This is a genomic window from Salmonella sp. A1325, assembly GCF_056991255.1.
In genome coordinates, this window is sequence record NZ_JAMLWO010000001.1 from 20,176 (window position 1) to 32,196 (window position 12,021).

A 12,021-nucleotide genomic window follows, 5' to 3' on the forward strand; every position below is an offset into this window, starting at 1 on the left:
ACAATTTAGCAGGAGTTAATCATGTTTGCAGGTTTACCTTCACTCAGTCATGAACAACAGCAAAAAGCCGTAGAACGTATCCAGGAATTGATGTCGCAAGGTATGAGCAGCGGAGAAGCGATTGCCCAGGTGGCGGGCGAACTTCGCGCCAACCATACCGGCGAACGGATAGTGGCGCGTTTTGAGGATGAAGACGAATAACCGGCTTATACCGCCGCGACAATCTTAATCTCAACTTTATATTTCGGGTTCATCAACCCGGCCTGTACGGTACAGCGTACCGGCGCATGGCCTGCGACGACCCACGCATCCCACGCCTTATTCATGGCGGCAAAATCCGCTTTATCGCTCAGGAAAATAGTGGCATCCAGAATACGTGACTTACTGGAGCCCTGTTTTTCCAGCACCGCATCAATTTGCGCCAGAGTATTCGCCGTTTGCTCAAAAGCGTCGGCGTCGAGGTTTTCCGGCACGCCGGTATACCACAGCGTATTATTGTAGATCACCACGTCTGACCAACGATCTTCGGCATCAATACGCACGATAGACATCAATTATTCCTCATTTGCTTTCCATTTGAATGGCTCAAGACTGCCACAATGTGGCGCCGCCGTCACCTCTGTAACTGGCGTAAGCCTTTCTACCCTGACATAATCCCTGTGTAAATTAACAGGGGGCAGTGTGACGGACGATTTTGCAGCAGATGGCCAACTGGCCAAAGCGATAACCGGCTTTAAACCGCGCGAACCACAGCGACAAATGGCGGTTGCCGTAACACAAGCGATTGAAAATGCGCAGCCTCTGGTTGTTGAAGCCGGCACCGGAACCGGGAAGACCTATGCTTACCTCGCTCCGGCATTGCGCGCCGGGAAAAAAGTCATTATTTCGACCGGGTCGAAAGCGTTGCAGGATCAACTCTACAGCCGCGATCTGCCGACGGTAGCAAAAGCGTTGGCGTTTACCGGTAAGACGGCCCTGCTGAAAGGACGTTCGAACTACCTCTGCCTGGAGCGGCTGGAACAACAAGCGCTGGCGGGCGGCGATTTACCGGTACAAACGTTAAGCGACGTGATATTGCTGCGCTCCTGGTCAAATCAGACGCAGGATGGCGATATCAGCACCTGCGTCAGCGTGGCGGAGGATTCCCAGGCCTGGCCGCTGGTCACCAGTACCAACGACAACTGCCTTGGCAGCGATTGCCCGCTCTACAAAGAGTGCTTTGTGGTGAAAGCGCGTAAAAAGGCGATGGACGCGGATGTGGTGATTGTAAACCACCACCTTTTTCTTGCGGATATGGTGGTTAAAGAGAGTGGGTTTGGCGAACTTATCCCTCAGGCTGAAGTAATGATCTTCGATGAAGCCCACCAACTGCCTGACATCGCCAGCCAGTATTTCGGACAATCGCTCTCCAGCCGTCAGTTGCTGGATTTAGCAAAAGACATCACCATCGCCTACCGGACGGAACTGAAAGACACTCAACAGTTGCAAAAATGCGCCGATCGCCTTGCCCAGAGCGCCCAGGATTTTCGTCTGCAACTGGGGGAGCCCGGCTACCGGGGAAATTTGCGTGAACTGTTAGCCGACTCACGTATCCAACGGGCATTTTTACTGCTGGATGATACGCTGGAGCTTTGTTACGACGTGGCGAAACTGTCGTTGGGCCGTTCGGCGCTGCTGGATGCGGCTTTTGAACGCGCCACGCTATACCGTTCACGGCTGAAACGCTTAAAAGAGATCAATCAGCCGGGATACAGCTACTGGTATGAGTGCACCTCGCGCCATTTCACCCTGGCGCTGACGCCGCTCACCGTGGCGGACAAATTCAAAGAGGTGATGGAACAGAAACCCGGTAGCTGGATTTTTACCTCGGCCACGTTATCGGTAAATGATGATCTTCACCACTTTACCGCCCGTCTGGGAATTGAACAGGCAGAATCCATGCTACTACCCAGCCCATTCGACTATACGCGCCAGGCGTTACTCTGCGTACCGCGTAACCTACCGCAAACCAACCAGCCCGGCGCGGCGCGACAGTTGGCGGCTATGCTCAGGCCGATTATTGAAGCCAATAACGGGCGATGTTTTATGCTGTGCACCTCACACGCCATGATGCGCGATCTGGCGGAGCAGTTTCGCGCCACCATGACGCTGCCGGTATTGTTGCAAGGGGAAACCAGTAAAGGCCAACTGTTACAGCAATTTGTTAGCGCCGGCAACGCGCTGCTCGTCGCTACCAGCAGCTTCTGGGAAGGGGTGGACGTGCGCGGCGATACGTTATCGTTGGTGATTATCGACAAATTGCCGTTTACCTCCCCGGACGACCCGCTGTTAAAAGCGCGAATGGAAGACTGTCGTTTGCGCGGCGGCGATCCGTTTGATGAGGTTCAACTGCCCGACGCGGTGATTACGCTGAAGCAGGGGGTGGGGCGGCTGATTCGCGATGCGGACGATCGCGGGGTGTTAGTGATTTGTGATAACCGGCTGGTGATGCGGCCCTATGGCGCCACGTTTCTCGCCAGCCTGCCTCCTGCGCCGCGCACGCGTGATATCGCCCGTGCCGTTCGCTTTCTTGCGATTCCATCCGCCGAGTAATTTGTTACGGAGTATGGTAAGATGCGCGCTATTTTATTGATCTAAGCACGAAACCTCATGCGAATTCTGGCTATCGATACCGCCACAGAGGCCTGTTCTGTCGCCCTGTGGAACAACGGTACTATCAATGCTCACTTTGAGCTTTGTCCACGAGAACACACTCAACGTATCCTGCCCATGGTGCAGGAGATTCTGGCCGCCAGCGGCGTCTCGCTCAATGAGATAGATGCGCTGGCGTTTGGGCGCGGTCCGGGCAGCTTTACCGGCGTGCGTATCGGCATTGGTATTGCGCAAGGGCTGGCGTTAGGGGCAAATCTGCCGATGATCGGTGTTTCGACGCTTGCCACGATGGCGCAGGGCGCGTGGCGTAAAACCGGCGCGACCCGCGTACTCGCTGCGATTGACGCGCGGATGGGCGAAGTGTACTGGGCGGAATACCAGCGTGATGCGCAGGGCGTCTGGCAGGGCGAGGAGACGGAAGCGGTGTTGAAACCGGAACGGGTCGGCGAGCGGTTGAAACAGCTTTCCGGCGAGTGGGCGACGGTAGGAACGGGTTGGTCCGCGTGGCCCGATCTGGCGAAGGAGTGCGGCCTGACGCTTCATGATGGGGAGGTGTCGCTCCCGGCAGCGGAAGATATGTTGCCCATCGCCAGTCAAAAGCTGGCGGCAGGAGAGACCGTTGCCGTGGAACATGCCGAGCCGGTTTATTTGCGTAACGAAGTGGCGTGGAAGAAACTTCCCGGCAAAGAATGACTCTCACTACTATTACCCCCCCATACTTTATGCTGTGGGGTGGAATAGAGGTCGAGAAAAAGGAGTCGCATCATGGCGGTTCAAAAACGGTTAATAAAAGGGGCGCTGGCGTGCGCTTTTGCGCTTATGCTGAGCGGTTGCGTGACTATCCCGGATGCCATTAAAGGTTCGAGTCCGACGCCGCAGCAGGATTTGGTGCGGGTGATGAATGCGCCGCAGCTCTATATCGGGCAAGAGGCGCGTTTTGGCGGCAAAGTTGTGGCGGTACAAAATCAGCAGGGAAAAACCCGGCTTGAAATCGCGACCGTACCGCTCGATAGCGGCGCGCGTCCTGTTCTGGGCGAAGCCTCGCGCGGCAGAATTTTTGCCGATGTGAACGGTTTTCTGGACCCGGTGGACTTCCGTGGCCAGTTAGTTACCGTTGTCGGCCCGATAACCGGCACGGTTGACGGTAAAATCGGCAATACGCCGTATAAATTTATGCTGATGCAGGCTACCGGCTATAAACGCTGGCATCTTGTTCAGCAGGTCGTCATGCCTCCACAGCCGATCGATCCGTGGTTTTACGGCGGACGCGCCTGGCCTTATGGCTATGGCGGTTGGGGATGGTATAACCCTGGACCCGCAGAGGTTCAGACGATAGTAACAGAGTAACCCTTTGTTTTATCAATAAAAGAAACAGCGGCTGGTCCGCTGTTTCTGCATTCATAGAGACATAATAAAAATAAATAGTGACGCGCTTCGCAACCTTTCAGTTGTGTAATTAATAAACTGGTACGCTGAGTTAATATAATGTTAATGACTTGTTTATTAACTGGGGTTGTGATGACGACGAACACTCATTTTAGAGGTGATGCATTGAAGAAGGTTTGGCTTAACCGTTATCCTGCTGATGTTCCGGCGGAGATCAACCCTGACCGTTATCAATCCCTGGTTGAACTGTTTGAACATGCGGCGACGCGCTATGCCGATCAGCCTGCGTTCGTCAATATGGGGGAGGTAATGACCTTCCGCAAATTAGAAGAACGTAGTCGGGCATTTGCGGCTTATTTACAACAAGGGCTGGGACTCAAAAAAGGCGACCGTGTGGCGCTGATGATGCCAAACCTGTTGCAGTATCCTGTCGCGCTATTTGGTATTTTACGCGCCGGCATGATTGTGGTGAACGTTAACCCGCTTTACACGCCGCGCGAACTTGAGCATCAGCTTAACGATAGCGGCGCGGCGGCAATCATTATTGTTTCTAACTTTGCCCATACGCTGGAAAAAGTGGTCGAGAAAACGTCGGTACAGCACGTTATTCTGACGCGGATGGGCGACCAGCTTTCTACCGCCAAAGGTACGGTTGTTAACTTTGTCGTGAAATACATCAAGCGTCTGGTGCCAAAATACCACTTGCCAGATGCGATCTCGTTTCGCAGCGCGCTACAGCATGGCTACCGTATGCAGTATGTCAAACCCGAGGTTGTCGCTGGAGATCTGGCTTTCCTGCAATATACCGGCGGTACGACGGGCGTGGCGAAAGGCGCGATGTTGACCCACCGCAATATGCTGGCGAATCTGGAGCAGGTGAAAGCGACCTATGGGCCGCTGCTGCACCCGGGGAAAGAGCTGGTAGTGACCGCGCTGCCGCTGTATCACATTTTTGCCTTAACCATGAACTGTCTGCTTTTTATCGAGCTGGGTGGGCAAAACCTGCTGATTACCAATCCGCGTGATATCCCCGGTCTGGTCAAGGAGCTGGCGAAATATCCATTTACGGCGATGACTGGCGTTAATACGCTATTCAACGCCTTGCTCAATAATAAAGAGTTTCAACAGCTGGATTTTTCTTCGCTGCATCTGTCAGCCGGCGGCGGGATGCCGGTGCAAAACGTCGTTGCGGAACGTTGGGTAAAGCTGACCGGGCAATACCTGCTGGAAGGCTACGGGCTGACCGAGTGCGCCCCGCTGGTGAGCGTCAACCCGCATGATATTGATTATCACAGCGGCAGTATCGGCCTGCCAGTACCGTCAACAGAAGCCAAACTGGTGGATGACGATGACAACGAAGTCGCGCCAGGTGAGGCCGGAGAGCTTTGCGTGAAAGGTCCGCAGGTTATGCTGGGATACTGGCAGCGTCCTGACGCGACGGATGAAATCATTAAAGATGGCTGGCTGCATACGGGCGATATTGCGGTTATGGATGAAGAGGGCTTTCTGCGGATTGTCGATCGTAAGAAAGATATGATTCTGGTTTCTGGTTTTAACGTTTATCCAAACGAAATTGAAGATGTGGTGATGCAGCATTCTGGCGTGCAGGAAGTCGCGGCGGTTGGCGTGCCTTCCGGTAGTAGCGGCGAAGCGGTGAAGCTTTTTGTGGTTAAGAAAGATCCGGCATTGACTGACGATGCGTTGATCACCTTCTGCCGTCGCCATCTGACCGGATATAAGGTGCCCAAACAGGTCGAGTTTCGCGAGGAATTACCAAAATCTAACGTTGGGAAAATTTTACGACGAGAACTGCGTGACGAAGCCCGTGGCAAAGTAGACAATAAAGCCTGAGCGTTAAGTCAGCTAACGAGAGACGCCGGTTAAGCCGGCGTTTTTTTTGGCGCGAACCAAAGAGAACACGATTTGAATTACCAAATGATTGAAACGGACGATGCGCTGGCGAGCCTGTGTGAGGCTGTCCGCGCATGTCCGGCTATTGCTTTAGATACGGAATTTGTCCGTACCCGCACCTATTACCCGCAGTTAGGATTGATCCAGTTATTTGACGGGGCAAATGTCGCCCTGATCGATCCGCTCGGCATCAGCGACTGGTCGCCGTTAAAAGCGGTGTTGCGCGATACGGGAATCACCAAATTTCTGCACGCGGGTAGCGAAGATCTGGAAGTATTTCTGAATGCGTTTGGCGAACTGCCGGAACCCCTGATTGATACGCAAATCCTGGCGGCGTTTTGCGGGCGCCCGCTGTCGTGGGGGTTTGCGTCGATGGTAGAAGAGTATACGGGCGTGGCGCTGGATAAAAGCGAATCTCGTACCGACTGGTTAGCCCGGCCTTTAAGCGAGCGTCAGTGTGAATACGCGGCGGCGGATGTCTGGTATCTGTTACCGATCGCCAAAAAGCTGATGGTTGAAACTGAAGCCGCAGGATGGCTGCCTGCCGCGCTTGATGAATGCCGATTGATGCAGCAGCGTCGTCAGGAGATTCAGGCGCCGGAAGAGGCATGGCGGGATATCACTAATGCCTGGCAACTGCGTACTCGCCAGTTAGCCTGTCTGCAACTTTTAGCTGACTGGCGGCTGCGTAAGGCGCGTGAGCGCGATATGGCGGTGAACTTTGTTGTGCGTGAAGAAAACCTGTGGGCGGTCGCGCGTTATATGCCGGGCAGTCTCGGTGAGCTGGATAGCCTGGGGCTTTCCGGCAGCGAGATTCGTTTTCACGGCAAGACGTTGATATCGCTGGTGGCGAAAGCACAGGCGTTACCGGAAGAGGCATTGCCGGAGCCCCTGTTGAATCTGATGGACATGCCGGGCTATCGCAAAGCGTTTAAGGCCATCAAAGCGCTGGTGGCGGAGGTGAGCGCGTCGCATCACGTCAGCGGCGAGCTACTGGCATCGCGTCGGCAGATTAATCAGTTGCTTAACTGGCACTGGAAATTAAAACCGCAAAATGGGCAACCGGAATTGATTTCCGGCTGGCGCGCCGAACTGATGGCGGAGAAGTTAACTCTTCTGTTGCAGGAGTACCCGCGTTAACGGCGGTAATTGCCGGGAAAACGGCCAGTGAAATAAATGTCCGTATTCGGAATAATGTAAAAAAATAAAAAAGGCAGATTCTTCTGCCTTTTTTAATCCAGGAATTTTCCCATAAAAGAGCTTATTTTGACTCTTCGGCTTCCGGCAGCGTTACGTTAAGTTCAAGGATGGAGATATCACCATCTTTTTGCTCAAGCTGGACGGTAACCATTTCCGGATCGATTTGTACGTATTTACAAATGACCTCAAGAATATCTTTACGTAACTGCGGTAAATAATGCGGTTCGGCATCGCTACGGCGACGTTCCGCGACAATGATTTGCAGCCGCTCTTTTGCAATATTAGCGGTACTCTTTTTCCGCGAGAGAAAAAAATCCAGTAATGCCATAATTTATCCTCCGAACAGGCGTTTGAGGAAACCTTTCTTCTCTTCTTCAATGAAGCGGAAAGGACGTTCTTCTCCCAACAGACGATCTACGGTATCTGCATAGGCTTTACCCGCATCCGCAGTGGCGTCAAGAATCACCGGTTCGCCCTGGTTCGATGCGCGCAGTACGGATTGATCTTCCGGGATCACCCCGACGAGTTTAATACGCAGAATCTCCAGTACATCTTCCATGCTGAGCATGTCGCCTTTATTGACGCGGCCTGGATTGTAGCGCGTCAACAGAAGATGTTCTTTAATCGGTTCTTCGCCATTTTCTGCGCGACGAGATTTCGATGCCAGAATACCCAGAATACGGTCCGAGTCACGGACAGAAGAGACTTCCGGGTTAGTCGTGATGATCGCTTCATCGGCAAAATAGAGCGCCATCAGCGCCCCGGTTTCGATACCCGCCGGCGAGTCGCAAACGATGAACTCAAAGTCCATCGCTTTCAGTGAGTCCAGTACCTTAGCGACGCCTTCGCGCGTTAGCGCGTCTTTATCCCGGGTCTGCGACGCCGGAAGAATGAAGAGATTTTCAGTACGCTTATCTTTGATCAGCGCCTGATTCAGTGTCGCATCGCCCTGAATGACGTTTACAAAATCGTAAACGACACGACGTTCGCACCCCATAATCAGATCGAGGTTACGCAGTCCGATATCAAAATCAATGACGACAGTTTTCTTTCCCTTCTGGGCCAAACCTGTAGCGATGGCCGCGCTGGAGGTGGTCTTGCCAACGCCCCCTTTACCCGAAGTAACAACAATAATGCGTGCCATAAAAATTCCTTGTTAAAAAGGGATCAATTCAACGGTTGAACTGTCAAAGCGTTGTCTGCTAAACGCAGGCGCGCCGCTTTGCCATAAAATTCTGCCGGGATTTTATCACTCAGCCAGTAAACACCTGCGATAGAGACCAGTTCTGCCGTCAGATGGGTACAAAAAATTTGCGCTTCCCGATCGCCGCTCGCTCCTGCCAGCGCGCGACCTCTCATCATGCCATAGACATGGATATTGCCGTCAGCGATAAGCTCTGCGCCAGCGCTGACGTGACTTGTAACAATCAGATCACATTGTGGAGCATAAATGCGCTGACCGGAACGAACCGGAACATCAATTAATCGCGTTTTTGTGATGGGATTAGCGTTTTGCGGCGGTTCGCTGGGCGTTGCCGGCTCAACGGGCGCAGCCCGAACCGCTTTCTCTTTACCTTCAGTCAGTAAAGGAAGACCCAGCCGATCGATTTCTACTTTCAGGCTGGCGTCTTTACAGCCGCTCACGCCGATAATGCGTAAGCCGGTTGAGGTCACGATCTTATGCAGTTCCGGCCAGTTTACCGGGCTTTCAAGACCGCTAACGTTAATAACGACAGGGGCGTGTTTTAAAAACGCAGGAGCCTGCGCTATTTTGTCTTCTAACGCCTGACGAATAACCTCTGGTTCCGCTTCATGCAAATGAACCACTGATAAGGTGAAGCTACTGCCTTTAAGCTCGATTGGCGTGTTTGACATCCTGGCCTTACTCAATTTGCTATTTATCATCTCCGATACGGAGTGATATTCCGAAGTCCAGAAGGCATGTTATAGTCAGTATTATATTGAGGCAAGTCACCATCCCGTTAATTCAGAGTAAAAGTATGTTTTGTGTGATCTATAGAAGTAGCAAGCGCGATCAAACCTATTTGTATGTCGAAAAAAAAGACGATTTTTCGCGGGTGCCTGAAGCATTGATGAAAGGATTCGGTCAGCCGCAGTTAGCGATGATGCTGCCGCTTGATGGACGTAAAAAATTAGTCAATGCTGAGCTCGAAAAAGTAAAACAGGCGTTAAGCGAGCAGGGCTATTATTTACAATTGCCGCCGCCGCCGGAAGATTTGCTGAAAAAACATCTTTCTTCGGTGGGACAAAATACGTCGCCCGCTGACCGTTAAACGGTATTCGGCGCCGCGCCTGAATTCCATCATGATCTTAGGGGAAAATATGTATCAACATCGTAACTGGCAAGGTGCCTTGCTTGATTACCCGGTAAGTAAAGTGGTCTGCGTGGGCAGTAATTACGCAAATCACATCAAGGAGATGGGCAGCGCGACGCCGGAAGAACCCGTGCTTTTTATCAAGCCGGAAACCGCATTGTGTGATATTCGCCAGCCGCTGGCGATTCCGGCGGATATGGGCACTGTTCATCATGAAGTTGAGCTTGCCGTGTTGATTGGCGCAACGCTCCGCCAGGCGACCGAAGATCATGTACGTAAAGCGATAGCCGGTTATGGCGTGGCGCTTGATTTAACCCTGCGCGATATTCAAGGGAAAATGAAAAAGGCCGGACAGCCCTGGGAAAAAGCCAAAGGTTTTGATAACGCATGTCCGATTTCAGGCTTCATCCCTGTCGCGGCCTTCTGCGGCGATCCGCAAAATACGCTTATCGGACTTAACGTTAATGGCGAGGTTCGCCAGCAAGGGTCGACCGCGGATATGATTCATCCTATTGTGCCTCTTATCGTCTATATGAGCCGCTATTTTACGCTCAAAGCCGGGGACGTGGTGCTAACCGGCACGCCGGCAGGCGTGGGGCCATTATTAAGCGGCGATGAGCTGGACATTCGTTTTAATGGCGAAACGTTGTCTACCCGCGTTCTGTAAAATCTGCTTGCCGCCTTCAGCGGCGGTAAAACTTGCATCTGCAGGCCAGACTGGTTATAAGGTGCAGCTTTAGTGCAATGGCGGATACTTTAATGAGCGATACACCTTTCTGGCAACGTAAAACCCTGGATGAAATGACCGATGCCGAGTGGGAGTCGCTGTGCGATGGCTGCGGTCAATGCTGCCTGCATAAGCTGATGGATGAAGATACAGATGAAATCTACTTCACCAACGTGGCGTGCAGGCAATTAAATATCAAAACGTGCCAGTGCCGTCATTATGAACGCCGTTTTGAATTTGAACCCGACTGTATCAAACTCACTCGCGAAAACTTGCCTGACTTTGAATGGTTGCCGATGACCTGCGCCTACCGTTTGTTGGCGGAAGGTAAGCCCTTGCCGACGTGGCATCCGCTGCTGACTGGATCGAAAGCCGCTATGCATGGCGAGCGAATTTCTGTCCGTCATATCGCGGTTAAAGAATCTGAAGTACGGGACTGGCAGGATCATATTTTAAATAAACCGTCGTGGGCAGAATAAGTCTTCGGCAAAACGGCTGATTGTTTACAATTCTTTAATTTACGCCGGGCGACCCCTGAAACCAGGAATTGCGTGCAAATTCCGTCACCTGGCGTTATCACTGCCTTCTATTCCTCCCTGACGCGCCTTGTCGCTGCGCTCGCGCACGTATGGCGGCGACTCTATACTTTCAAAGCAGTATATCGCTGCCTATCCTGAGGAGTTACCCCATGAATAACCAACCGTTGCGCGTTTCAAAGGATCAGTCCAGGAAGCCTGATAAGACACCCGAAGACGAAGGAAAAAATCCAAAGAAAAACCAAAAGTAGTGCTGTAGGGTATCTTTAATAACTATGGTTCGTTGGAGGCTTTATGTCTGAACGTCCTGATTTAGTCGATCCATTACCAGAGGATGAGCCGCTTCCTGGTGAAAATATTCCGGATACACCAGAGGGAGACGATCCTCTCGACCCGGATACCCAGAATGAGGTTGAAGATCCTCGTAGATAGCGTCTTGTGCTATTAACCAACCGCCTGATGCACCGCCTGTGCCAGGCGGTTTTTTACATCTTCTAAAGCGAAACATCCTGATAATCCTCAGAAAGATAGCCTATAATTTTTTGTACGTTAAAATAGTAGCGCGTCCATGACGACACTGTCTTATTGCGCTTAGCCGTTTGCGAGTTCAAAGGAGGAAATCAATGAACAGCGAAGAGTTGACACATAAAGCAGAAGAGGAAATCGCGGCACTCATTAGCAAAAAGGTCGCCGAACTACGGAAGAAAACCGGGCAAGAGGTTTCCGAAATAGAGTTCGTGCCGCGAGAAACGATGAAAGGGCTTGAGGGATACCACGTTAAAATTAAACTACTCTAGCGTTTAATTAGCGCCGTCAATCACCTGGCTACTGGGCGGGACGCCGCCCAGTGGTGACTGGTTTACCGATGTCAGGCTTTTTTCTGTTGATACATTTCCTCGCCCTGATGGTCTTCCTCTACCCAAAAATGAATGTTGAACCGCGCATCATCGCTCAGCTCTACCCGATGCCAGTATTGCGGCGGACTGGTGGCGAATTGCCCGGCATTAATCACCACTTTCACTTCTGGTTCTGTCGCGGTTTCATTCGCAAAACCATAGTAGGTCACGGTGCCTTCCATCACGCAGAGTTGTCCGAAAACGCCTGCCGCTGTGTTGTGATGAGAGAGCAGTGCCGCCGGAACATTTTCTTTGGTGAAAAAGGGGGTAGAGCGTTTAACTTTCCAGTTTGCCGGGATGCGTAAGTGGGACATAAGACATCTCCCTGATGTGGTGATTAAAAGATGCATTTAATATACACTTTTTAATCGCTGGCA

16 protein-coding genes are annotated in these 12,021 nt (G+C 52.1%); 11 read left to right on the top strand and 5 right to left on the bottom strand.

The features are described 5' to 3' along the window. Positions 1-21 precede the first annotated feature (21 nt). Entirely contained in the window at positions 22-201 is a 180-nt protein-coding gene (locus NAZ64_RS00115; RefSeq protein WP_000457328.1) for a YoaH family protein, read from the top strand. 5 nt (positions 202-206) lie between these two features. Here NAZ64_RS00115 and NAZ64_RS00120 read toward each other — a convergent pair whose 3' ends face one another. Beyond that, positions 207-551 (bottom strand): RidA family protein, encoded by a 345-nt coding sequence (locus NAZ64_RS00120; protein WP_000029550.1) that lies wholly within the window; start codon positions 549-551, stop codon positions 207-209. A 130-nt stretch (positions 552-681) separates the two neighbouring features. Here NAZ64_RS00120 and yoaA point away from each other — a divergent pair, with 130 nt between their 5' ends. The 5 genes from yoaA to rnd all read left to right on the top strand — a co-directional run bounded on the left by yoaA (position 682) and on the right by rnd (position 7,089). Continuing rightward, positions 682-2,592 (top strand): DNA repair helicase YoaA, encoded by a 1,911-nt coding sequence (yoaA, locus tag NAZ64_RS00125; RefSeq protein ID WP_023209838.1) that lies wholly within the window; start codon positions 682-684, stop codon positions 2,590-2,592. Positions 2,593-2,649: 57 nt separating this feature from the next. After that, complete coding sequence (gene tsaB / locus NAZ64_RS00130) at positions 2,650-3,345, top strand: tRNA (adenosine(37)-N6)-threonylcarbamoyltransferase complex dimerization subunit type 1 TsaB (RefSeq protein ID WP_001221017.1); 696 nt, start codon at positions 2,650-2,652, stop codon at positions 3,343-3,345. A 72-nt stretch (positions 3,346-3,417) separates the two neighbouring features. Continuing rightward, positions 3,418-3,999, top strand: a complete 582-nt coding sequence (locus NAZ64_RS00135; protein ID WP_000290594.1) for a Slp family lipoprotein — start codon at positions 3,418-3,420, stop codon at positions 3,997-3,999. Positions 4,000-4,203: 204 nt separating this feature from the next. Continuing rightward, positions 4,204-5,889 (top strand): long-chain-fatty-acid--CoA ligase FadD, encoded by a 1,686-nt coding sequence (gene fadD, locus NAZ64_RS00140; RefSeq protein ID WP_001529322.1) that lies wholly within the window; start codon positions 4,204-4,206, stop codon positions 5,887-5,889. 72 nt (positions 5,890-5,961) lie between these two features. Beyond that, entirely contained in the window at positions 5,962-7,089 is a 1,128-nt protein-coding gene (gene rnd, locus NAZ64_RS00145) for a ribonuclease D (RefSeq protein WP_115285953.1), read from the top strand. A gap of 121 nt (positions 7,090-7,210) precedes the next feature. On the opposite strand, the gene minE is transcribed toward rnd, so the two are convergent. From minE to minC, 3 genes are read right to left on the bottom strand one after another with little or no spacing between them, the layout of a single operon-like run. Beyond that, on the bottom strand, positions 7,211-7,477 hold the full coding sequence (minE, locus tag NAZ64_RS00150) for a cell division topological specificity factor MinE (protein WP_001185666.1): 267 nt from the start codon (positions 7,475-7,477) through the stop codon (positions 7,211-7,213). 3 nt (positions 7,478-7,480) lie between these two features. Further along, positions 7,481-8,293 (bottom strand): septum site-determining protein MinD, encoded by an 813-nt coding sequence (gene minD, locus NAZ64_RS00155; protein WP_000101047.1) that lies wholly within the window; start codon positions 8,291-8,293, stop codon positions 7,481-7,483. Between the two features lie 23 nt (positions 8,294-8,316). Next, positions 8,317-9,024 (bottom strand): septum site-determining protein MinC, encoded by a 708-nt coding sequence (gene minC / locus NAZ64_RS00160; RefSeq protein WP_220569843.1) that lies wholly within the window; start codon positions 9,022-9,024, stop codon positions 8,317-8,319. Between the two features lie 125 nt (positions 9,025-9,149). On the opposite strand from minC, the gene NAZ64_RS00165 reads away from it, so the two are divergent. The 5 genes from NAZ64_RS00165 to NAZ64_RS00185 all read left to right on the top strand — a co-directional run bounded on the left by NAZ64_RS00165 (position 9,150) and on the right by NAZ64_RS00185 (position 11,545). Further along, a complete protein-coding gene (locus tag NAZ64_RS00165) occupies positions 9,150-9,443 on the top strand; it encodes a YcgL domain-containing protein (protein WP_001628266.1) in 294 nt (97 codons plus the stop codon). A gap of 49 nt (positions 9,444-9,492) precedes the next feature. Further along, a complete protein-coding gene (locus tag NAZ64_RS00170) occupies positions 9,493-10,152 on the top strand; it encodes a fumarylacetoacetate hydrolase family protein (protein ID WP_483640838.1) in 660 nt (219 codons plus the stop codon). Between the two features lie 92 nt (positions 10,153-10,244). Further along, entirely contained in the window at positions 10,245-10,691 is a 447-nt protein-coding gene (locus NAZ64_RS00175; protein ID WP_001285703.1) for a YcgN family cysteine cluster protein, read from the top strand. A 351-nt stretch (positions 10,692-11,042) separates the two neighbouring features. Continuing rightward, entirely contained in the window at positions 11,043-11,180 is a 138-nt protein-coding gene (locus NAZ64_RS00180; protein WP_001519337.1) for a hypothetical protein, read from the top strand. 191 nt (positions 11,181-11,371) lie between these two features. Continuing rightward, complete coding sequence (locus NAZ64_RS00185; RefSeq protein ID WP_001083583.1) at positions 11,372-11,545, top strand: GnsA/GnsB family addiction module toxin; 174 nt, start codon at positions 11,372-11,374, stop codon at positions 11,543-11,545. Positions 11,546-11,616: 71 nt separating this feature from the next. Here the strand turns inward: NAZ64_RS00185 and NAZ64_RS00190 are convergent, their stop codons facing one another. Further along, positions 11,617-11,958 carry a TehB family protein gene (locus NAZ64_RS00190; RefSeq protein WP_000018967.1) on the bottom strand — a complete coding sequence of 114 codons (342 nt, stop codon included), beginning with the start codon at positions 11,956-11,958 and terminating at the stop codon, positions 11,617-11,619. Positions 11,959-12,021: the final 63 nt, after the last annotated feature.